Source organism: Cellulomonas terrae (assembly GCF_007990265.1).
GTDB lineage: Bacteria > Actinomycetota > Actinomycetes > Actinomycetales > Cellulomonadaceae > Cellulomonas > Cellulomonas terrae.
This window is the reverse complement of the sequence record NZ_BJWH01000001.1, coordinates 133,450-155,062: the sequence shown is the minus strand read 5'-3', so window position 1 is coordinate 155,062 and position 21,613 is coordinate 133,450. Positions and strand designations below refer to the sequence as shown.

Genomic DNA, 21,613 nt, shown 5'->3' with positions numbered 1-21,613 from the left:
CCGATCGAGCTGTTTGTGGTGGGACGGGTCACGCCCCCGCGCCGACTACCCTGAGGGCGTGACGCAGACGCCGGAGACCGCTCCCGCCACCGCCGCCCACCGCCCCGTCCTGGTCGTCGACTTCGGCGCGCAGTATGCGCAGCTGATCGCTCGACGGGTCCGCGAGGCCAACGTCTACTCCGAGATCGTCCCGCACACCGCGTCCGTCGCGGACCTGCTGGCCAAGGACCCGGCCGCGATCATCCTGTCCGGCGGCCCGTCGTCGGTCTACGCGACGGGTGCCCCGTTCGTCGACCCGGCGCTGTTCGAGGCCGGGGTCCCCGTGCTCGGCATCTGCTACGGGTTCCAGGCGATGGCCGCTGCGCTCGGCGGCACGGTCGCCCAGACCGGCCAGCGCGAGTACGGCGGCACGGCGGTCGAGGTCACCTCGGCCGGCACGGTCCTGTCGGGCAGCCCGGCCTCGCAGACCGTGTGGATGAGCCACGGGGACGCGGTGCACGCCGCGCCCGAGGGCTTCGAGGTCCTCGCGACGTCGTCCGGCAGCCCGGTCGCGGCCTTCGAGGACCGCACCCGTCGCCTGTTCGGCGTGCAGTGGCACCCCGAGGTCAAGCACTCCCCGCTCGGCCAGAAGGCCCTCGAGAACTTCCTCTACGAGGGCGCCGGGCTGACCCCCGACTGGAACGCCGGCAACGTCGTCGCGGAGCAGGTCGAGAAGATCCGCGCGCAGGTCGGCGACGCCCGGGTGATCTGCGGGCTGTCCGGCGGGGTCGACTCCTCGGTCGCCGCGGCGCTCGTGCAGAAGGCCGTCGGCAGCCAGCTGACCTGCGTGTTCGTCGACCACGGCCTGCTGCGGTCGGGGGAGGCCGAGCAGGTCGAGAAGGACTTCGTCGCCGCGACGGGCGTGCAGCTCAAGGTCGTCGACGCCCGCGAGCGGTTCCTGCGCGCGCTCGCCGGGCACACCGACCCCGAGACCAAGCGCAAGATCATCGGCCGCGAGTTCATCCGGGTGTTCGAGGACGCTGCGCGGGAGGTCATCGACGACGCAGGGCACTCCGACGCCTCCGCCCACCCTGTGAAGTTCCTCGTCCAGGGCACCCTCTACCCGGACGTCGTCGAGTCCGGTGGCGGCGAGGGTGCAGCGAACATCAAGTCCCACCACAACGTCGGCGGGCTCCCCGACGACCTGCAGTTCGAGCTGGTCGAGCCGTTGCGCACCCTGTTCAAGGACGAGGTCCGCGCGGTCGGGCTGGAGCTGGGCGTCCCCGAGGGCATCGTCTGGCGACAGCCGTTCCCGGGTCCCGGCCTCGGCATCCGGATCATCGGCGAGGTCACGGCCGAGCGGCTCGACATCCTGCGCGCCGCCGACGTGATCGCCCGCGAGGAGCTGACCCGCGCCGGCCTGGACCGGGACATCTGGCAGTGCCCGGTGGTGCTGCTCGCGGACGTGCGGTCGGTGGGCGTGCAGGGCGACGGCCGGACGTACGGGCATCCCGTCGTGCTGCGGCCCGTGTCCTCCGAGGACGCGATGACCGCCGACTGGACCCGCCTGCCGTACGACGTGCTGGCCGTCATCTCGACGCGCATCACCAACGAGGTGCCCGAGGTCAACCGGGTCGTCCTCGACGTCACCAGCAAGCCCCCGGGCACGATCGAGTGGGAGTGAAGAGACCGTGAGCGACACCACCACGAGCGTCGACCCCTGGGTGCGCAAGGCCCGGGGCGCCACGCTGCGCTACCGCGTGATGGCGTGGATCACCGGCACGCTGCTGGTCCTGCTGTGCGTCGAGCTGGTCCTCAAGTACGTGTTCCACGCGAACGGCGTCGACGCCGCAGGCACGCCGAACCCGGTGATCGGCGCCTGGATCGCGTACGCGCACGGCTGGATCTACGTCGTCTACCTCGTGACGGTCTTCGACCTCTGGTCGAAGATGCGGTGGCGGCTCGGGCGGCTCGCGACGATGGCCGCGGCCGGCGTCGTCCCCGTCATGTCGTTCGTGCTGGAGCGCACGGTGCACGCCCAGGCGCTCGCGCGCATCGAGGCTGCCGGGGGCGCACGCGGGTGATGTGGGCGGGATCGTGAACGGTCGTCCGGTTCGCGCGGATACGGTGACCCCGTGCTGATCGTCCACGTCTCCGACTGCTACGCACCACGCACCGGCGGGATCGAGTCCCAGGTGGGTGACCTCGCCGCGCGCCAGGTCGCCGCCGGGCACGAGGTGCACGTGCTGACGGCCACCCTGGGCGTCGGCGGCGAGCGCGGGGGAGTCGTCGACCTGGAGGACGGGGTGCACGTCCACCGCCTCGGGGCCAGGATCCCCTTCGACCTCCCGGTGAACCCCGTCGGCCCGCGGCTGATGCGGTCGGCGTTCGACGACCTGCGGCCCGACGTCGTCCACGTGCACGCCGGGGTGCTCTCGCCGTTCGCGTACGACGGTGCCCGGACCGCGCTCGACGCGGGCCTGCCCACGGCGATCACCTGGCACTGCATGCTCGACGGCGTCGTCGGCACCCTGCGGACGCTCGTGCAGCGCACCCGCTGGCAGCGGACGCCGGCCGCCCTGAGCGCGGTGAGCCACGCGGCCGCGGCACGCGTGCAGGACGTGTTCGGCACCGAGGTGTCCGTGATGCCGAACGGGATCGACCTCGACCTCTGGGCGCCGACCACCCTCCCCGAGGGGCGGGGTCGTCCCGGCGAGCGTGGGCCGCTGCGGCTCGTGTCGACGATGCGCCTGGCGCCCCGCAAGCGCGCCGTCCCGCTGATCGAGCTCGTCGGCCAGGCCGCCCGGCGGCTGCCGCCGGACAGGCTGCGGCTGACCGTCATCGGATCCGGACCCGCGCAGGCCAGGGTGAGGTCCGCCGTGGCGGGTCAGGGCCTGCAGCACGTGGTGGACCTGCGCGGCCGGCTGACCCGGCCGCAGGTGCGCGCCGCGTACGCGGAGGCCGACGTGTTCCTCGCCCCGGCCGAGCTCGAGGCGTTCGGCATCGCCGCGCTCGAGGCCCGCACCGCAGGGCTCGCGATCGTCGCCCGGCGCGGCACGGGCATCGCCGAGTTCGTCGAGGACGGCATCGACGGTCTGCTCGTGTCCGACGACGCGGAGATGACCGAGGCCGTCGTCCAGCTCGCGCGCGACGGCCGGCTGCTCGACGGGATGCTCGCGCACAACAGCGTCGTGCGACCGCGGTTCGGCTGGGAGGACGTGCTGGCTGCCGCCGAGGCGGAGTACGGCCGCGCGCGGGACCTCGCCCGCGTCTGACGACTCCCGGCGATTCGCCGTATTCGTCCAGGTCAGATCCCACTACAGTCGTGCTGTTGGACGCTTTGTCATGGGTCGCTCGCGGCCTATCCGGGTCCAGGGGGTTCGGACCCGTCCGTTGGGGTTCGGAAGGGGAGACATGACGACGACCACGACCACGGGGAGCTCGAAGACGGTCCGCGTTCTGGGGCTGCTGACGATCATCTTCGGGATCATCTTCATCATCGCCGGTGGTGTGACCTGGGGGGCGGTTGCCAGCAACCTCGCCGCCGAGAAGATCACCGTCTCGGACGACGCCCAGGCGTTCGGCGGCCAGCTGGTCGACACGCCGTGGGAGGCCTGGTTCCAGGCCGACATCATCAACACGCACGCGCTGGAGGCCTCGGACGGCAAGACCTACGCCGAGCTCGACCAGGACGACCCGACCCGGCAGACCGTCATGACGGCGTCGTTCCTGCGGGCCTCGCTGTTCACGTCCGTGGTCGCGTTCGGGGTCGCGCTGCTCGTGGTGGGCATCGGCGTGGTGTTCATCCTCATCGGGTGGGCCCTGCGCAAGGCGGCCGCCGCCGGCGGTGCCGTGATCTCGTCGGCCACGGCGTCCGGCGGGTCGTCGAGCTACCCGGACCCGGTCCCTGCCGGGAGGCCGACCGCGCCGCCGGCACCGACCTCGTCGACGACGCCACCACCGGCCCCCACGGGCCCGAAGGCCTGACCTGCACGACGACGTCCGAGCGGCGACGGCTCCGAAGCCGTCCCCGCTCGGACGTCGTGCGTCTGAGGCCGGTCAGCGGCGGGCGGCGCGGGCTCCGCTGACGATCGAGCCGACCAGCAGCGACGTGCCGGCGACCGCGAGCAGCACGATCATCGCCAGCTGGAGGTCGATCGCGAAGCCGGCCGCCCACGCGAGCAGGCCGACGCCGATCGCGGCGATGACCAGGCCCCAGACCACGGTCCCGACGCGGAGCCGGCGGCGGGGCGGGTCCGCCGGTGCCGGCTCCACGACGGGGGCGGGATCGGTGACCGGGTCGGGTGCGACCCGGTCGGTCGGCGTGTAGAGCGCCCCGATGGGCGACGTGTACGCGGCGGGCTCCTCCGGCGTCGACCACGCCGAGGTGCTCGGGTACGGGCGGGACTCGTCCGCCGCCGGCAGCGCTCGCGTCTCGTCGACGCGCGGCTCGGACTCCTCGGTCGCGAGCACCGCGGTGTCCTCGACGTGCGGTGCGGTCGGCTCGGCGTTGGTCGGGAGCACCGCGGTGTCGTCCGCGGCGATCACGGTGGTGTCGGCGTCGGTCGGGAGCACCGCGGTGTCGTCGGCGGCGATCACGGTGGTGTCGTCGTCGGTCGACGTGTCCGTCGTGGGCTCCGGGTTGGTCACCGGCAGGGCGAGCGTCTCGTCGGCGTCGCGCGGGGTCTTCTCGGTGGACATCAGTTCTCCTCGATGATCGAGACGTCGCCGGCGCCGATCTGGACCTGCAGCGCGAGCTGGGGTCCGTCGTCGTCGATGGCGCCGGCGGTGAAGGTGCGAGGGCTCAGGCCGACGCCGTCCACGCTCTTGGTCTCCCCGTCGACGTCCCAGCGCACGGTGCCGGCGCCGGCGTCGACGTCGGCGGAGATGCTGGCGTCGCTGGGGACGACGACCGTGAGGTCACCGGCCGCGAGCGAGATGGGGACCTCGAGGGTCTCGGAGGTCATGGGCACCCCGGTGAGGTCGATCGTGACGTCCCCGAAGCCCACCGACCAGCCGTTCTCGGCGTCGGTGCGGTCGGTCACGACGACGGTGCCGTCGGCGGAGAAGTCGTGCTGCGAGTCGCCCGACCAGACCCACGTGGCGTTCTGCACGGCACCGACGGGCACCGCGACGAGGATGCCGACCACGGCGAGCCCGCCGAGGCCACCGCTGGTCCGGCCACGCAAGCCGGAGACGATGATGCCCAGGCCGCAGAGCACGATCCCGATGCCGAGCGCCGTCAGGCCGACGGGTCCGGTGAATTCGCCCTGGCGTTCCGCGACGAGCAGGACCGCGAGGCTGAGCAGGCTCAGCGCGACGACCACGCCGACCGTGCCGACCCCGGCACCCGGGGTGCGGGGACGCGGCGGGGTCACGGGCCGCTGGTGCACCGGTCGCGGTGCGGGGGCGGGCGGCGCGGGAGCGTACGAGGCCGACCACGCCGGGGGCGCGGGCGGGGTGTCCCCGACCGGCGGGGCGGGCTGCACGGGCGGGACGCCGTAGGCGGGGACCGAGGAGCTGGCGGGCGCGGTGGGGTACGTCGCGGCCGGGTAGGTCGCCGCGGGGTACGTCGCCGCCGGGTACGTCGCCGGAGGCGCGTACGGGGCGCTCGGCGGTCGCGGCTTCGAGGCCTGGTTGGAGACGATGGCGATCAGCATCACGACGCCGCCGATGAAGGACACCCAGAGGATGGCCTGGACCCACTCGGGCGGGGCCCAGAAGAAGAACCAGTTGTCGCCGCGGCCGAAGCCGACGATGACGAACGTCAGCGCGCCCAGCAGGGCGATGTCGAAGCGGCCCTGGATCATCTCCTCGAGGTGGATGCGGCCGTCGCGACGCTCGGGCAGCAGTGCCCACGCGACGCCGTACGCGACGAGCCCGAGCCCGCCGAGCAGGAGCGTCGCGAAGAAGATGCCGCGCACCAGCAGCGGGTCGATGCCGAACCGGTCTCCGAGGCCGCCGCTGACGCCGCCGATCCAGCGGTCGTCGGAGCGGGTGATCGCGAGGCGGCGCACCGCGGCGAAGAAGCTGTTCGGCGCGTTCCCCGGCGTCGGGGTCGGGTCCGGTGCGGAGCTGCCCGGCGCCGGGTCGGGTCCGGCAGGGCCGGTCGGGGTGGTCGTGTCCATGTCTCGATCCTGACGCTCGCGGCCAGCGCGCGGCATCGGGTGGTCCCCTGACCTCACCCTGAACCTGGTGCGCGGCACCCCTGAACCGACCCCGGACGCGACCCCGGAACGGCTCAGGGCATGTGACGATCGGACCGTGCACCCCGCTCCGACCGTCGCCGCGACCCGCCGGCTCCCGCTGCGCCGACCCGCGCGCGGGCGGGTCGTCGGTGGTGTCGCGCTCGGGCTCGCCGCACACCTCGACGTTCCGGTCGCGCTGGTGCGGCTCGCGTTCGTCCTGTTCACCCCCGTCGCCGGCGTCGGCCTCGTGCTGTACGTCTTCTGGTGGCTCGCGATCCCGGCCGGCGACCCGGCGGATGCGGCGCAGGAGGTGCGACCGAGCACGCTGACGAGGCTCGCGCGACGGCAGGCGATCGTCGAGCCGGGCCGCCGCCTCCCCGTGACGGATATCGCCATCGGCGGCGTCCTCGTCGTGGCGGCGACCCTGCTGATCGCGGTCCGGTCCGGTGCGGACGTGCAGGCGGACTGGCTGCTGCCCGCGGTGATCGTCCTGGCGGGCCTCTGGCTCGCGTGGAGCCAGCTGGACGCCGTGCAGCGCGGCCGCCTCAAGGACCGCGCGGGCGGCCGGACGCCGGTCAGCCTGCTGCGGGTCGCCGGGGGGATCCTGCTGGCCGGTGTCGGGGTGCTGCTGTTCGTCGGCCTCGCGTCGGGCGAGGGCGTCGAGGCCGCGACCCTGGCGCAGTCGATCATCGCCGCCGTCGTGATGCTCTTCGGCGTCGCCCTCGTCCTGACGCCGTGGTGGCTGCGGCTGGTGCGCGAGCTCGGCGACGAGCGCGCGGCCCGCGCGCGGGAGTCGGAGCGTGCCGACATCGCCGCCCACCTGCACGACTCCGTGCTGCAGACCCTCGCCCTCATCCGCTCGCGGGCCGACGACTCCGCGGAGGTCGCCCGCATGGCGCGCGCCCAGGAGCGGGAGCTGCGCGAGTGGCTCTACGACGACCGTCCCGCGCCGGGCACGTCGGTCGCGGCGGCGCTGCGGGGGATCGTCGCCGAGGTCGAGGACTCCCGGTCCGGCCCGACGGGGGACCCGGTGGCGATCGAGTCGGTCGTCGTCGGCGACCGCGTGCCCGACGCCGACACCGAGGCCCTGCTGCAGGCCACGCGCGAGGCGCTGGTCAACGCGGTGGTGCACGGGCGCCCGCCCGTCTCGCTGTACCTGGAGGTCGGGTCGTCGGAGGTCGAGGTGTTCGTGCGGGACCACGGCGACGGGTTCGACCTCGACGAGGTGGGCACCGACCGGTTCGGGGTGCGCGAGTCGATCATCGGGCGCGTGCGGCGTCGTGGAGGTACGGCGAAGGTGACGAGCAGCCCGGAGCGTGGGACCGAGGTGCACCTGGTGGTGCCGGTCCGCGCGGGGGACGAACAAGGAGTCGTGTCATGAGCGAAGCGGTCGACGTGGTGCTGGTCGACGACCACCACATGTTCCGGACCGGTGTGAAGGCGTCCCTCGACGCGGGGGTCCGTGTCGTCGGCGAGGCGGACTCGGTCGACGAGGCGATCCGGCTGGTCCGTGAGCTCAAGCCGCCGGTGGTGCTGCTCGACGTGCACCTGCCCGGGGGCGACGGTGGCGGTGGCGCCGAGGTCATCAAGGCCTGCACCGACCTGCTGGGCGAGACCCGGTTCCTCGCGCTGTCCGTCTCGGACGCGTCGGAGGACGTCGTCGCGGTCATCCGCGCGGGCGCCCGCGGGTACGTCACGAAGGCGATCGACGGCACGGACCTGTCGGACGCGGTCCGCCGCGTGGCCGGCGGGGACGCGGTCTTCTCCCCACGGCTGGCCGGGTTCGTGCTCGACGCGTTCGGCGCGGCCGCGGGGGACGTGGCGATCGGCGACGACGAGCTCGACCGCCTGTCCGCCCGGGAGCGCGAGGTCATGCGCCTCATCGCCCGCGGGTACTCCTACCGCGAGGTGGCCTCGGAGCTGTTCATCTCGATCAAGACGGTCGAGACCCACGTCTCCGCGGTGCTGCGCAAGCTCCAGCTGTCGAGCCGGCACGAGCTGACGCGCTGGGCGGCGGCGCGACGCCTGCTGTGACGGTGCGGCTGCGCGTGGCGTCCTACGCCGTGATCGTCGAGGACGGGCGCGTCCTGCTCCCGCACTGGCCCGACGAGGTCGTCGGCGGGTGGACGCTGCCCGGCGGAGGCATCGAGCCGGGGGAGGACCCGGCCGACGCGGCCGTGCGCGAGGTCCTCGAGGAGTCGGGCTACCGTGTCGAGCTCGACGGCCTGCTGGGGATCGACTCGGTCCTGGTCCCGGCGGGCGAGCTCGTCGATCCGTCGCTCGGCGCCTTCCAGTGGCTGCGCATCCTCTATCGCGCGCACGTCGTCGGAGGCGAGCTGCGCGACGAGGCCGACGGCAGCACCGATGCGGTGGCCTGGTTCGACCTCGCCGAGGTGCCGAGCCTGCGGCGGGTGTCTCTCGTGGACGTCGGGCTGCGGCTGGCCGGTGAGTCGATCGACGGCACCGACGACATCGTGGTCGACCCGCCGCGCGCCGCCGTGAGTGCGCACCCCGTCGACGTCTGAGCGTGGGTCGGCGAGACGTCGGACCCCCTAGGCTCTTGCCGGTGAAGCAACGCGTCGCCGCCTACGCCGTCGTTGTCGAGGCCGGGCGCGTGCTGCTCCCGCACTGGGTCGAGGGTGGGCGGTCGGGGTGGACGCTGCCCGGCGGTGGCATCGACCCGGGCGAGGACCCGGCGGACGCCGCGGTGCGGGAGGTCCTCGAGGAGACCGGCTACCACGTGGAGCTCGACGAGCTGCTCGGCATCGACTCGATCGTCGTGCCGGCTGCGATGCGCCTCGACCCGAGCGACGGCCCCCTGCACGGGCTGCGGATCGTGTACCGCGCGCACGTCGTGGGCGGAGAGCTGCGCGACGAGGTCGACGGCAGCACCGACACCGTGGCGTGGTTCGACCTGGCCGACGTGCCGGCGCTCGACCGGGTGGAGCTGGTCGACATCGCGTTGCGGATGGCGGGGTTCGCGGTGCCGGGGGACGACGACGGTCGGCCGACCGGTGCGCACGGTCTGCTCACGCTCGCCCGCCGGACCGGGGACGTCGGCGACCCGGCTCAGGCGTCGAGCGAGCCGTAGAGCGCCTGCAGGTAGGCGTCCGAGCGCGGTGAGCCGAGGATGCCCGGGGACATGCGGTTCATGACGTAGGCGAACGTGAGCCCGCGGTCGACGTCGTTGACGACGAGCGAGCCGCCCCAGCCACCCCAGAACGCGACGCGCCCCTCGGGGACGTACGGGGTGCTGGCGGGGTTCGACACCGCGTAGCCGAGGCCGAACCGCAGCGGGACGCCGAGGACGAGGTCGACGTTGTCGGTGTGCTGCGCGAAGACCCGGTCGATCGTCTCGGGGGAGAGCAGGCCGCCGCCGTGGGTGAGCACGGACTGCACGGTCGCCACCGAGCGAGCGTTGCCGTGGCCACCGGCGGCGCCGATTCCTACGGCCTTCCAGGCCCGGGTCCACGTGATCGAGGCGTCGAGCCCAGGGCCGCCGAGCGTGCGTCGCGCCGGGGACTCAGGAGGCAGCTGGGACAGGTCGAGCTGCGACGGCGGTGGCGGCACGACGTGGCTGACGCGACCGTCCTGCGACGCGGGCAGGCCGAGCCAGAAGTCGGCGCCGAGCGGCTCGGCGATCTCGGTGCGGAAGTACTCGCCGAGCGTCCGGCCGGTGACCCGCAGGACGAGCTCACCCACCAGGTGCCCGTAGTCGAGCAGGTGGTAGCCGGACAGCGTGCCCGGCGGCCACCACGGCGCCTGCGCGGCGAGGCGGGCGGTCGCGGCGGGGACGTCGAGGATGTCGTCGCTCGTCACGGGCTGGTCCCAGCCGGAGACGCCCGAGGTGTGGTTCAGCAGGTGGCGGACGAGCACGCCTTCCTTGCCTGCGGCCTTGAACTCGGGCCAGTAGGTGCCGACGGGCTCGTCGGGGTCGAGGAGCCCGCGGTCGACGAGGAGGAGCGCCGTCAGGGACGTCATGGTCTTGGAGATCGACCAGACGTTGGTCAGGGTGTCCGCGGCCCACGGCGTCGTCCGTGCCTGGTCGGCCCAGCCGCCCCAGAGGTCGAGCACGAGCGTGCCGTGCTCGACGACCGCGAGGCTCGCGCCCAGCTCCTCGGCGGTGTCGAGGTGCTGCTGGAACGCGTCGCGCAGGGCGGCGAACCGCTCGTCGGCGACGCCCTGGACCGGTGTGCTCGTCATCGAGCCCTCCTGCATCGGCGGATCGTGTGTACTGTGTGGCTGCAACATACCGCGCGGTCGGTATGTGTGGAAGACAACGGCGTCGTCCTGGGAGGTCCTGGTGCAGATCGTGGGTGCCGTGCTCGAGCGCTCCGGCGCGCCCGCGCCCTTCGCGCGGTCGAGGCCGTTCACCGTCGGGCCGCTGGAGCTCGACGGCCCGGGACCCGGCGAGCTGCTGGTCCGCATCGAGGCCGCCGGGGTCTGCCACTCCGACCTGTCCGTCGTCGACGGCAACCGCGTCCGGCCCACGCCGATGCTGCTGGGACACGAGGCCGCAGGGATCGTCGAGGCGCTGGGCGACGGCGTCGACGACCTCGCGCGGGGTGACCGCGTCGTCATGACGTTCCTGCCCCGCTGCGGCGCCTGCCCGGAGTGCGCGACCGACGGGCGCCTGCCGTGCCGGGTGGGCAGCGCGGCGAACGGGCTCGGCGTGCTCGTCGGGGACCACCGACGGCTCTCGCGCGACGGTGCGCCCGTCCACCACCACCTCGGCGTGTCCGCTTTCGCCAGCCACGCCGTGGTCAGCCGGACCTCCGTCGTCCGGGTCGACCCCGACGTCCCGCCCGAGGTCGCCGCGCTGCTCGGCTGCGCGGTGCTCACCGGGGGTGGCGCGGTGGTCAACGCGGGCCGTCCGCGGGAGGGTGACACGGTGATGGTCGTGGGGCTCGGGGGTGTGGGCATGGCTGCCCTGCTGGTCGCCGTCGCGCTCGGCTTCGAGGTCATCGGGGTGGACGCGCTCGCGGACAAGCTCGACGCGGCCCGGGCCAACGGCGCGTCTGCCGCCTGCACGCCCGCGGAGCTGGGCTCGGTCCGGGCACCGGTCGTGATCGAGGCGGCCGGCAGCGCCCGCGCCTTCGAGACCGCGCTCGCGGCGACCGCGCCGGGCGGCACGACCGTGACCGTCGGCCTGCCGGCGCCCGGTGCCCGCGCCTCCCTGAGCCCGCTGACGCTCACCGCCGAGGCGCGGACGGTCGTCGGCAGCTACCTCGGGTCGGCCGTCCCGGCCCGCGACATCCCGCTCTACGTCGACCTGTGGCGCTCCGGGCGGCTGCCGCTCGAACGCCTGGTCTCCTCCCGCATCACCCTGCACGACCTCGACGTCGCCATGGACCGCCTCGCGGCCGGTGGCGAGCTCCGCCAGCTGATCGTTCTCGACGAAAGGACCCACCTGTGACCAGAACCGCCCTCGTGACCGGAGCCGCCCGTGGCATCGGCGCCGCGACCGCGATCCGGCTGGCCGCCGACGGCCTCCACGTCGCCGTCCTCGACCTGCGGGAGGAGGACTGCGCGGACACGGTCGACGCCATCCGGGCCGCCGGAGGTTCCGCGATCGGTCTCGGGGCCGACGTCGGCAGCACGCAGGACGCCGCAGAGGCCGTCGCGCGCGTCGTCGACGAGCTCGGCGCCCCCACCGTCCTGGTCAACAACGCGGGGATCCTGCGCGACAACCTGCTGTTCAAGATGACCGAGGACGACTGGGACTCCGTGATGTCCGTGCACCTGCGCGGGGCGTTCCTCATGAGCCGCGCGGTGCAGACGCACCAGGTCGAGGCCGGCTGGGGGCGGATCGTGAACCTGTCGAGCACGTCGGCGCTGGGCAACCGCGGGCAGGCCAACTACGCCACGGCCAAGGCAGGGATCCAGGGGTTCACCAAGACGCTCGCGTTCGAGCTGGGCCGGTACGGGATCACGACCAACGCGGTGGCGCCCGGGTTCATCGGCACCGACATGATCCGGCAGACCGCCGAGCGCATGCACCTCACGTACGAGCAGTTCGTCGAGGCCGCCGCCAAGGAGATCCCCGTCGGGCGCATCGGGGTGCCCGAGGACATCGCGAACGCCGTGTCGTTCTTCTGCTCCGAGGCCGCGGGCTTCGTCAACGGGCAGGTCCTCTACGTGGCCGGCGGTCCGAAGGCATGATCGCCGTCGCGACGCCGGCCGGGCTGGCCGACGTCATCGGGCAGTCCGTCACCGCCGACGGGTGGTTCACGATCGACCAGACGCGCATCGACGCGTTCGCCGACACCACCGACGACCACCAGTGGATCCACGTCGACCCGGTCCGGGCGGCGCAGGGCCCCTTCGGCGCGACCGTCGCGCACGGGTACCTGACCCTGTCGCTGATCCCGGCGCTCACCGACGGGCTCGTGGAGGTCGGCGGGACCGGGCTGGTGGTCAACTACGGGCTCGACAAGGTCCGCTTCCTGCAGCCGGTCACGGCGGGCTCGCGCATCCGGGCGACCTCCACGGTGACGTCCGCCGAGCCGACCCCGCAGGGCGTCCGCGCGACGTTCACCGTCACGGTCGAGATCGAGGGCGCGACGAAGCCCGCGCTGATCGCGGAGACGGTCGTCCTGTACTTCGCCGCCTGACCGCAACGTCCGAGGAGGTGGTCGCCGGAGCGACCACGTCCTCGGACGTTGTGGTGCCGTCTACGAGACGCGCTCCACGACCATCGCCATGCCCTGGCCGCCGCCCACGCACATGGTCTCCAGGCCGAACGTCGCGTCGCGGGTGGCCAGCCCGTGCAGCAGCGTGGTGGTCAGCCGCGCACCCGTGCTGCCGAACGGGTGGCCGACGGCGATCGCGCCGCCGTGCACGTTCAGCTTCTCGTGGTCGATCCCCAGCGCCCGAGCCGACGGCAGCACCTGCGCCGCGAACGCCTCGTTGAGCTCGACCAGGTCGATGTCGTCGATGGTCAGCCCCGCACGCGCCAGCGCCATCCGCGACGCGTCGACGGGTCCGAGGCCCATGATCTCGGGCGACAGGCCGCTGACCCCGGTGGACACGATGCGGGCGAGCGGCGTGAGGCCCAGCTCGTCGACGACCCGGTCGCTGACGACGACGATCGCAGCGGCGCCGTCGTTGAGCGGGCAGCAGTTGCCCGCGGTGACCGTGCCGTCGGGTCGGAACACCGGGGTGAGGCCGGCGAGCGACTCCACGGTGACGCCCGCGCGGGGGCCGTCGTCGGCGGAGACGACCCTGCCGTCCGGCAGGGTCACCGGGGTGATCTCCTCGGCCCAGAACCCGTCGGCCAGCGCCTTCTCCGCGCGGTTCTGCGAGAGCGCCGCGAACTCGTCCTGCGCGGCGCGCGTGGTGCCGGTCAGGGCGGCGACGTTCTCCGCCGTCTGGCCCATCGCGATGTAGGCGTCGGGGAGCAGGCCGCTCTCGCGCGGGTCGGTCCACGGCGACGAGTCGACGGCGCGTGCGGCCGTCCGGGCGACGGCGTCGCCGAACCGCGGGTTCTCCAGAGACGCCCCGGGGATGTAGTCGCTGTTCCCGATCGCGGACCGGCTCACGCACTCCACGCCCGCGGAGACGAACACGTCGCCCTCGCCGGCCTTGATCGCGTGGAACGCCATGCGCGTCGTCTGCAGGGACGACGAGCAGTACCGGTTGACGGTCGTGCCGGGCACGCCGTCGAGCCCCAGGAGGACCGCGACGATCCGGGCCATGTTCATGCCCTGCTCGCCGCCGGGCATGCCGCAGCCGAGCAGCAGGTCCTCGACGCGGCCGGGGTCGAGGTCCGGCACCTGCGCGAGGGCCGCCCGGACCATCGACGCGGCGAGGTCGTCGGGACGCAGATCCTTCAGTGAGCCCTTGAACGCGCGGCCGATGGGGGAGCGGGCCGTCGCGACGATGTACGCCTCGGCCATCAGACGAACGCCGCGATGCCGGTGATGGCACGCCCCACGATGAGGTTGTTCATGTCGTGGGTGCCCTCGAACGAGAACACGGCCTCGGCGTCAGCCATGTAGCGCGCGACGCCGTGGTCGAGCTGGATGCCGTTGCCGCCGAGCGTCTCGCGGCAGAGCGCCACGGTCTCCCGCATCGCGCTGGTCGTGTGCGCCTTGGCCAGCGCGGAGTGCTGGTCGTGCTGCCGGTCCTCGTCCTGCAGCTGGGACACGCGCACGCACATCGCGATGCTCGCGGTGATGTTGCCCAGGCAGCGCGCGAGCCGGTCCTGGACCAGCTGGAAGGACGCGATGGGCTTGCCGAACTGCTCGCGCGCCAACGCGTACCTCACCGTGGCCTCGTAGGCGCCGACGGCGACCCCGACGGCCTGCCACGCGACCTCCGCGCGGGTGAGGCGCAGGACGATGGCGACGTCCTTGAACGAGTGGATGTTGGGCAGCCGGTCGGCCTCGTCGACGACCACGCCGTCGAGCAGGATGTCGGCGTTCTGCACGGACCGCAGCGCCTGCTTGCGCTCGATCTTCGTCGCGGTGAACCCGGGCGTGCCGCGGCGGACGAGGAAGCCCTTGACCTGGTCGTCCGCGGTGTCCCGCGCCCAGATGACGACGACGTCCGCGAACGTGGCGTTCCCGATCCAGCGCTTGGCGCCGTTGAGCACCCACGTGTCGCCGGTGCGGTGCGCGGTCGTGCGCAGCCCGCGGGCGGTGTCGGAGCCGGACAGCGGCTCGGTCAGCCCGAAGCCGCCGATCACCTCGCCCGTGGCCATCGGCGGGAGCCACTCGGCGCGCTGCTCCGGGGAGCCGCCGACGCCGATCGCGCCCATCGTCAGCCCGTTCTGGACGCCGACGAACGTCGCGAAGCCGGGGTCGACCCGTGCGAGCTCGAGCGCGACCCAGCCGCGGTAGAGCGCGCTGTTCTCGAAGCGCTGGGTCTCCGGCCACACCGGTCCGAGCATGCCCAGCCGGCCGACCTCGGGGATGAGGTGCACGGGGAACTCGGCGCGGTCCCAGTAGTCGTCCGCGATGGGCCGCAGGTCACGCTCGAGGAACTCCCGGATCTCCATGACGTGCGCGTTCTCGTCGGGGGTGAGGAGGTCCTGGAACGAGTAGAAGTCACTCGTCAGGAGGGCGTGGGAAACATCGGTCTGAGTCACGTCATGGCTCCGCTCGGGGATCGGCTCTGATCTCATCCCCGAGTGTGCATCATTTTCTGAGATGTTGCATAGACTCCAGCGAGGAGGAGTAGGTTGCCGCCATGTCGAACCTTGACGCCGCCCTCAGCCTCGGCCGCATCGGTACGCAGGTCGCGCCCTCGTGGCTGTCCCAACGGCTGGAGGACGGGGAGCACGCGGAGGCGGTGCGAGCGTTCGTCGCCGCCCGCGCGACGTTCATCGAGGGTGCTCGCATCGACATGGGCCGCCTCGCGACGAAGCTCGGCGTGGACCGGACCTCGCTGTTCCGGTGGGTGGGGAACCGCGACGCGCTGCTGTCCGAGGTCCTGTGGTCGCTGGCCGTCCCCACGCTCGAGCAGGCCGAGGCGGCGACGCGTGGCACCGAGGGTGCCGCGCGCGTGTCCGCGGTCCTCACGCACTTCGCCGGCGACCTCATCACCGCCGACTACTTCCGTGGCTTCCTCCAGCGCGAGCCCGCCCGGGCGCTGCGGCTGCTGACGACGAAGGAGAGCGAGATCCAGCGGCGGTACGTCGCGGTCGTCGAGGCGCTCGTGCGCCAGGAGCTGGGCGAGCAGCCGTTCGGTCGCGGGGTGAGCGCGCACGACCTCGCCTATCTGCTGGTCCGCATCTCGGAGTCGTTCACGTACGCGGACCTCATCAACGGCGACCGGCCGAGCGCGGACCGGGCGCGTGCGGCCTTCGAGCTGGTGCTGCGCCCGTGACCTACCCGCACACCGCTCCCTTCGCGACGCGCTGGAACGACAACGACGTCTACGGCCACCTCAACAACACCGTCTACTACGAGGCCATGGACACGACGATCAACGTCTGGCTCATGTCGGTCGCGGGGCTGGACCCGGCCGCCGGCGAGCCGATCGGCGTCTGCGTGTCGTCGTCGTGCGAGTTCAAGGCCTCTGCAGCCTTTCCGGAGCCGCTCGAGGTCGGCCTGCGGGCGGGCCGGCTGGGGACGTCGAGCGTGACCTGGGAGCTCGGCATCCTGCGCGACGGGGAGCTGGTGGCCGAGGGGCGGTTCGTGCACGTGTTCGTCGACGACGCGACCCGCCGTCCCGTGCCGATCCCGGACGGGATCCGTGCGGCGATCGAGCGCGACCTGGTCGTCTGATCCGGTAGCATACCGACCGGGCGGTATGACGAGGTGCCACCCGGAGAGGTGGTCGACGATGACCCGACGCATGCCGGACCCACCCGGGCTCGACGTGGCGCAGCTCGAGGCGTACCTGCGCCGTGAGCACCCGGACGTGGTGGGCGACGGCACGTTGTCCGCGCGGGTGATCGCCGGGGGGCGCAGCAACCTCACGTACCGGGTCGACGGGGGCCTGCGGCCGCTCGTCGTCCGCCGGCCACCGCTCGGGCACGTGCAGACCACCGCGCACGACATGGCACGGGAGCACCGCGTGATCTCGGCGCTGCAGGGATCGAGCGTCCCGGTCCCGCCCGTGGTCGCGCTGGTCGACGACCCGTCCGCGGGCACCGGTGGTGAGTTCTACGTCATGGACCTCGTCGAGGGCACCGTCCTGGCCCACCCGTCGCAGAACACCACCTACACCGCCGACGAGCTGCGCACCGTGAGCCTGGAGCTCGCCACCCTGCTGGCGGAGCTGCACGCGATCGAACCGGCCGACGTCGGGCTCGCGGACCTCGGGCGGTCCGACGGATACCTCGACCGGCAGCTGCGGCGGTGGCGGACGCAGCTCGACGGGTCCCGCTCGCGGCCGGTGCCCAGCCTCGACGACCTGCAGGAACGTCTGGCGGAGCGCGTCCCGACCACGCGCCGGAGCAGCATCGTGCACGGGGACTACAGGTTGGACAACGCACTGGTCGGGGGCGGTCCCCGCATCACTGCGATCCTCGACTGGGAGATGGCGACGCTCGGGGACTCCGCCGTGGACCTGGGCATGCTCGGGCTCTACTGGCACATCCGGGAGATCGAGGGCGGCGGCAGCGTCGCGCCCAGCGCGGTGGACCAGGCCGCGGGCTACCCGTCGTTCGACGAGCTGGTCGACGCCTACAGCGCCCGGCTCGGCAGCAGCGTGCCCGACCTCGGCTGGTACCGGGCGTTCGCCGCCTACAAGCTCGCAGTCATCCTCGAGGGCATCCACGTCCGCTTCCTCGGCGGGGACACCGTCGGAGACGGCTTCGACCGGATCGGCGCCCTCGTCGCGCCGCTGGCCGACGAGGGGCTCGCGCAGCTGGCGGGGGTGGGGCGCTGATGGACTTCGCGCCCGACGCCACCACGGTCGACGTCGTCGCCCGCACGCAGCGGTTCCTCGACGAGCACGTCTACCCGGCCGAGCCCGTGCTGGAGGCGGAGCTGGCGGCGACCCCCACGGAGTGGGGCACACGGCCGGTGGTCCGGCGTCTCCAGGGCCTGGCCAGAGAGCAGGGGCTCTGGAACCTCTTCCTGCCGTCCGTGCTCACCAACCTCCAGTACGCCCCCGTCGCCGAGCTCACCGGCCGCAGCCCGCGCCTGGCCCCGGCAGCGTTCAACTGCGCCGCCCCGGACACCGGGAACATGGAGCTGCTCACCGAGCTCGGCACGCCCGAGCAGAAGGAGGAGTGGCTCGAGCCGCTCCTGGACGCCGAGATCAGGTCCGCGTTCTGCATGACCGAGCCGGACGTGGCCTCGTCGGACGCGTCCCAGATCGCCACCCGCATCGTCCGCGACGGCGACGAGTACGTGATCACCGGCCGCAAGTGGTGGTCGACGGGCGCGATGAACCCCGACTGCGCGCTCCTGGTCGTCATGGGCGCCACCGACCCGACCGCGGAGCGGCACCGTCGCCAGAGCATGGTCCTGGTCCCGCGGGACGCGCCGGGGGTGCGGATCGTGCGGCCGCTGACCGTGTTCGGCTACGACGACCGTGACCACGGGGGGCACGCGGAGATCGTGTTCGACGACGTGCGCGTGCCGGTCGGCAACATCCTCGCCGGGGAGGGGCAGGGGTTCGCGATCGCGCAGGCCCGGCTCGGTCCGGGCCGGATCCACCACTGCATGCGCTCCCTGGGCATGGCCGAGCGGGCGATGGACCTGGTCGTCGAGCGTGCGACATCGCGGATCGCGTTCGGGAAGCCGCTCGCGGACCAGGGCGTCGTGCGCGAGTGGGTGGCCGAGTCCCGCCTCCAGGTCGAGGCGCTGCGGCTGCTGGTGCTCAAGACCGCCTGGCTCATGGACACCGTCGGCAACCGCGCGGCGATGACCGAGATCCAGGCCATCAAGATCGCGGTCCCGCGGGCCGTGCAGCAGATCCTCGACCGGGCCATCCAGCTGTTCGGCGCGGCCGGCCTGTCCGGTGACCAGCCGCTGGCCGAGATGTTCGCCGCCGCCCGGGCCCTGCGCCTGGCGGACGGTCCGGACGAGGTCCACCTCGCCTCCCTCGGGCGAGCCCAGCTTCGACGACGAGAAGGGACAGTGACATGACCGATCAGGCCCTCGACGGTGCGGGCTACGGGAGCATGTCGGTCGCGGCGATCCTCGCCGAGACCGCCCACCGCATGCCCGACCGCACGGCGTTCTTCCTGGGGGACCACGTGGTCCGCTACGGCGACCTGTGGGACCAGACCCGCGCGTACGCGGGAGCGCTGCGCGCCCGCGGGATCGGACCGGGCGACCGCGTCGCGATGATCGTGCCGAACGTGCCCGACTTCGCCCGCGTCTACTACGGCGTCCTCGCCCTCGGCGCGGTCGTCGTGCCGGTGCACCTGCTGTTCAAGGCCGACGAGATCGAGTTCGTCCTGCGCGACTCGGGCGCCACGGTCCTCGTCGCCGCGGCACCGATGCTCGCCGAGGCCGCCCCTGCGGCCGCGCGGGCCGGCATCTCGCTGCTCACCGTGCTCGTCCCGGACGGGATGGACGTGCCGTTCCCGCGCCTGGAGGACGAGGCCGCGGCTGCCCGGGCGATCGACCGGTACGAGTCCGTGCACCCGATCAGCCCCGCCACGATCCTGTACACGAGCGGCACCACGGGCCGGCCCAAGGGGGCCGTCGGGTCGCACCTGGCGATCGTCGAGCAGGTCAACGTGGCCCTGATCGACCTGTTCGACATGGTGCGCGACGACGTCGTCTTCGGCGGCCTCCCGCTGTTCCACACGTTCGGCCAGGTGTCGGTGATGAACACCGCGTTCCGGCGCGGTGCCGCGGTGATCCTGCTGCCCAAGTTCGACCCGGACCAGGCGCTCGCGCAGATGGTGCAGCACGGCGCGACCGTCTTCACGGCGGTCCCGACGATGTACATCGGGCTGATCCAGGCTGCCGCACGCAGCACCGACCGCCCGCCGCTGCGGTACGCGGTCTCCGGGGGTGCCGCCCTGCCCGTGGCGGTGCTGGAGGCGTTCGACCGGGAGTTCGGCGCCGAGGTCCACGAGGGCTACGGCCTGACCGAGACCTCGCCGGCGGTGGCGTTCAACCACGTCGGCGAGCCGATCCGGCCCGGCACCGTCGGCCGCCCGCTGTGGGGCGTCGACATCGAGATCGCCGACGCGAACATCGACGACCGCATCGTCCACCTGCCGGTCGGCGAGCTGGGCGAGATCGTCGTGCGCGGCCACGCCCTGTTCAAGGGGTACCTGGGCAACCCCGACGCGTCCGCCGCCGCCGTCGTCGACGGGTGGTTCCGCACCGGCGACCTGGGCACCAAGGACGCCGACGACATCGTCACGATCGTGGACCGAAAGAAGGACATGATCGTCCGCAACGGCTACAACGTGTACCCGAGCGAGGTCGAGGACGTGATGATGCGGCACCCCGCCGTCGCGTTCGCCGCGGTGTTCGGGCTTCCCGACGAGGCGCGCGGCCAGGAGGTGCACGCCGCGGTCGTGCTCCTCGACGGGCACGAGGCCACGCCCGAGGAGCTGGTGGCGTTCGTGCAGGAGCGGATCGCCGCCTACAAGTTCCCGCGCGTCGTCCACCTGGTCGACGCCCTCCCGCTCGGTGGCAGCGGCAAGGTGCTCAAGCGCGAGCTCGTCGCCCAGTTCTCCGCCAGCACGGCACGCGCCTGACACACCGCAGGCCCGGTCCCCTCGTGGGGGACCGGGCCTGCGGCATGCGGGCGTCAGGCGGTCGGGATGCCGTCACCCTCGAGCGCCACGGCCTCGCCCGTGTAGGGCTCGACCGGACCGTTGCCGGCGTCCGTCGTGTAGATCTCGCCGTCGACGTAGTCCTGGACACCCTCGTCGACCACCGTGATGCCGACGCCCTCGAACGCCGCGTGGCTGTCCGTCGAGAAGCCGAGCGGCACGATGCCGTTGCCCGTCAGGGCGCCCACCTCGAGCGCGTCGAGGAGGCTCTCGCGGGTCGGGTCGTCGCCGGCCTTCGCCAGCGCCTGTGCGAACAGGTAGCCCACGGACATCCCGTAGATCTTGTTGCCGCTGAACGGGGCGCCGTCGTTGTACTCGTCGTTGATCTCCTGGAACAGCGCGACCCACGCGTCGTCCGGGCTGAACGGCAGGTAGTTGGAGCTGACGAAGCCCTGGAGCAGCAGGGGGGCGACGTCCTCGCCGAGGTAGCCGACGAGGGTCGGATAGTCACCGCCCGACGACGACGACACCCACTGGGCGCCGTACTTCATCTTCGCCGCCGTGCCGAGCGCGAGCGCCGTGAACCCGTTGACGGTGGCCAGGAAGTTGACCTCGCAGCCGGCCGCCTGCATCGCCCCGACCTGCGCGACGACGTCCTGCACGGAGACGGAGTAGGTCTGCGTCGAGGCGAGCCCGTCGGCACCGAGCACCTGGACGAGACCGGTGGTGAAGTCGGTCCCGAAGTCGTCGTCCTGGCCGAGGACGCAGAACGTCTTGTCCGGCCAGGTCTCCTGGGCGTAGGTGGCCAGCGCCTTGGCCTCGACGATGTAGTTGGCGTTGTAGGCGAAGGTGTTCGGGAACGTGTCGGGCTGGTCCCACTTGGGGCTGCCCGAGGCGACGAACAGGTCCGGCACGTCGTTCTCGTTGAGGTAGTCGACCACCGCGGAGTGCGTGGGCGTGCCGAGGCCGTTGATGACCGCGAAGACCTCGTCCTCCTGGACCAGCTCGCGCACCACGGTCGACGTGGTCGCCGGGTTGTACCCGTCGTCCTTGACGATGTACTCGATGTTGCGGCCGTTGATGCCGCCGTTGTCGTTGACGTAGTCGAAGTACGCCTTCGTGGCCGCCGAGATGGAGGAGTATCCGGCCGCGGCGGGGCCGGTGAGGGGCGTGTGGGTGCCGACCGTGACCGTGTCCTCGGTGACGCCGGGGGACGGCTCCGGGGTGCTGCAGGCGGCGAGGCCCGCAGCGGCGAGGGCGGTGGTGGCGATCAGCGCGACGGACCGGGAGCGTTGTGACATCG

Annotated in this window: 21 protein-coding genes and 1 pseudogene; 16 read left to right on the top strand and 6 right to left on the bottom strand. The window is 72.8% G+C overall.

Translation table 11 applies throughout. The annotated features are described in order from the left end of the window. The first annotated feature begins 58 nt into the window (after positions 1-58). The 4 genes from guaA (at position 59) to CTE05_RS00685 (ending at position 3,966) form a co-directional block, all read left to right on the top strand. Entirely contained in the window at positions 59-1,663 is a 1,605-nt protein-coding gene (guaA, locus tag CTE05_RS00700) for a glutamine-hydrolyzing GMP synthase (RefSeq protein ID WP_146844215.1), read from the top strand. 7 nt (positions 1,664-1,670) lie between these two features. Continuing rightward, positions 1,671-2,063 (top strand): DUF3817 domain-containing protein, encoded by a 393-nt coding sequence (locus CTE05_RS00695; protein WP_246123174.1) that lies wholly within the window; start codon positions 1,671-1,673, stop codon positions 2,061-2,063. Between the two features lie 51 nt (positions 2,064-2,114). Continuing rightward, the gene (locus CTE05_RS00690; protein WP_146844214.1) at positions 2,115-3,254 is read left to right on the top strand and encodes a glycosyltransferase family 4 protein; all 1,140 of its coding nucleotides are present in this window, start codon (positions 2,115-2,117) and stop codon (positions 3,252-3,254) included. 139 nt (positions 3,255-3,393) lie between these two features. Then, on the top strand, positions 3,394-3,966 hold the full coding sequence (locus CTE05_RS00685) for an aromatic ring-opening dioxygenase LigA (protein WP_307724275.1): 573 nt from the start codon (positions 3,394-3,396) through the stop codon (positions 3,964-3,966). A 72-nt stretch (positions 3,967-4,038) separates the two neighbouring features. Here CTE05_RS00685 and CTE05_RS00680 read toward each other — a convergent pair whose 3' ends face one another. Then, the gene (locus CTE05_RS00680; protein ID WP_146844213.1) at positions 4,039-4,680 is read right to left on the bottom strand and encodes a hypothetical protein; all 642 of its coding nucleotides are present in this window, start codon (positions 4,678-4,680) and stop codon (positions 4,039-4,041) included. Beyond that, the gene (locus tag CTE05_RS00675) at positions 4,680-6,107 is read right to left on the bottom strand and encodes a PspC domain-containing protein (protein WP_186814685.1); all 1,428 of its coding nucleotides are present in this window, start codon (positions 6,105-6,107) and stop codon (positions 4,680-4,682) included. Before CTE05_RS00675 ends, CTE05_RS00680 begins: the two co-directional genes overlap by 1 nt. Before the next feature lie 136 nt (positions 6,108-6,243). Here CTE05_RS00675 and CTE05_RS00670 point away from each other — a divergent pair, with 136 nt between their 5' ends. From CTE05_RS00670 to CTE05_RS00655, 4 genes and pseudogenes are all read left to right on the top strand, one after another. Next, positions 6,244-7,548 (top strand): ATP-binding protein, encoded by a 1,305-nt coding sequence (locus CTE05_RS00670; RefSeq protein WP_146844211.1) that lies wholly within the window; start codon positions 6,244-6,246, stop codon positions 7,546-7,548. Then, a complete protein-coding gene (locus CTE05_RS00665; protein WP_146844210.1) occupies positions 7,545-8,201 on the top strand; it encodes a LuxR C-terminal-related transcriptional regulator in 657 nt (218 codons plus the stop codon). Before CTE05_RS00670 ends, CTE05_RS00665 begins: the two co-directional genes overlap by 4 nt. A 14-nt stretch (positions 8,202-8,215) precedes the next feature. After that, positions 8,216-8,692, top strand: coding sequence for an NUDIX hydrolase (locus CTE05_RS00660; protein WP_307724274.1), 477 nt, complete (start codon positions 8,216-8,218; stop codon positions 8,690-8,692). A gap of 41 nt (positions 8,693-8,733) precedes the next feature. Continuing rightward, positions 8,734-9,144: pseudogene (locus tag CTE05_RS00655) on the top strand (NUDIX hydrolase); the annotation flags it as partial. A gap of 92 nt (positions 9,145-9,236) precedes the next feature. On the opposite strand, the gene CTE05_RS00650 reads toward CTE05_RS00655, so the two are convergent. Next, positions 9,237-10,370: a serine hydrolase domain-containing protein gene (locus CTE05_RS00650; RefSeq protein WP_146844207.1), complete on the bottom strand. Its 1,134-nt coding sequence runs from the start codon at positions 10,368-10,370 to the stop codon at positions 9,237-9,239. Positions 10,371-10,470: 100 nt separating this feature from the next. Here CTE05_RS00650 and CTE05_RS00645 point away from each other — a divergent pair, with 100 nt between their 5' ends. The 3 genes from CTE05_RS00645 to CTE05_RS00635 are packed head-to-tail and all read left to right on the top strand — an operon-like array spanning position 10,471 to position 12,781. Beyond that, a complete protein-coding gene (locus CTE05_RS00645) occupies positions 10,471-11,583 on the top strand; it encodes an alcohol dehydrogenase catalytic domain-containing protein (RefSeq protein ID WP_146844463.1) in 1,113 nt (370 codons plus the stop codon). Continuing rightward, a complete protein-coding gene (fabG, locus tag CTE05_RS00640) occupies positions 11,580-12,329 on the top strand; it encodes a 3-oxoacyl-ACP reductase FabG (protein ID WP_146844206.1) in 750 nt (249 codons plus the stop codon). Before CTE05_RS00645 ends, fabG begins: the two co-directional genes overlap by 4 nt. Next, on the top strand, positions 12,326-12,781 hold the full coding sequence (locus CTE05_RS00635) for a MaoC family dehydratase (RefSeq protein ID WP_146844205.1): 456 nt from the start codon (positions 12,326-12,328) through the stop codon (positions 12,779-12,781). The genes fabG and CTE05_RS00635 overlap by 4 nt, the downstream gene beginning before the upstream one ends. Before the next feature lie 60 nt (positions 12,782-12,841). Here the strand turns inward: CTE05_RS00635 and CTE05_RS00630 are convergent, their stop codons facing one another. Continuing rightward, positions 12,842-14,065 (bottom strand): acetyl-CoA C-acetyltransferase, encoded by a 1,224-nt coding sequence (locus CTE05_RS00630; RefSeq protein ID WP_146844204.1) that lies wholly within the window; start codon positions 14,063-14,065, stop codon positions 12,842-12,844. Next, complete coding sequence (locus tag CTE05_RS00625; protein WP_246123173.1) at positions 14,065-15,258, bottom strand: acyl-CoA dehydrogenase family protein; 1,194 nt, start codon at positions 15,256-15,258, stop codon at positions 14,065-14,067. Before CTE05_RS00625 ends, CTE05_RS00630 begins: the two co-directional genes overlap by 1 nt. 101 nt (positions 15,259-15,359) lie before the next feature. On the opposite strand from CTE05_RS00625, the gene CTE05_RS00620 reads away from it, so the two are divergent. The 5 genes from CTE05_RS00620 to CTE05_RS00600 are packed head-to-tail and all read left to right on the top strand — an operon-like array spanning position 15,360 to position 20,292. Continuing rightward, on the top strand, positions 15,360-15,998 hold the full coding sequence (locus tag CTE05_RS00620) for a QsdR family transcriptional regulator (RefSeq protein WP_146844202.1): 639 nt from the start codon (positions 15,360-15,362) through the stop codon (positions 15,996-15,998). Further along, on the top strand, positions 15,995-16,399 hold the full coding sequence (locus tag CTE05_RS00615; protein WP_146844201.1) for an acyl-CoA thioesterase: 405 nt from the start codon (positions 15,995-15,997) through the stop codon (positions 16,397-16,399). Before CTE05_RS00620 ends, CTE05_RS00615 begins: the two co-directional genes overlap by 4 nt. A 58-nt stretch (positions 16,400-16,457) precedes the next feature. Further along, entirely contained in the window at positions 16,458-17,507 is a 1,050-nt protein-coding gene (locus tag CTE05_RS00610) for a phosphotransferase family protein (RefSeq protein WP_246123172.1), read from the top strand. Beyond that, positions 17,507-18,715, top strand: a complete 1,209-nt coding sequence (locus CTE05_RS00605) for an acyl-CoA dehydrogenase family protein (RefSeq protein ID WP_146844200.1) — start codon at positions 17,507-17,509, stop codon at positions 18,713-18,715. The genes CTE05_RS00610 and CTE05_RS00605 overlap by 1 nt, the downstream gene beginning before the upstream one ends. Then, positions 18,712-20,292: a long-chain-fatty-acid--CoA ligase gene (locus CTE05_RS00600; protein WP_146844199.1), complete on the top strand. Its 1,581-nt coding sequence runs from the start codon at positions 18,712-18,714 to the stop codon at positions 20,290-20,292. Before CTE05_RS00605 ends, CTE05_RS00600 begins: the two co-directional genes overlap by 4 nt. Before the next feature lie 53 nt (positions 20,293-20,345). On the opposite strand, the gene CTE05_RS00595 is transcribed toward CTE05_RS00600, so the two are convergent. Beyond that, positions 20,346-21,611, bottom strand: a complete 1,266-nt coding sequence (locus CTE05_RS00595) for an ABC transporter substrate-binding protein (RefSeq protein ID WP_146844198.1) — start codon at positions 21,609-21,611, stop codon at positions 20,346-20,348. Positions 21,612-21,613 lie beyond the last annotated feature (2 nt).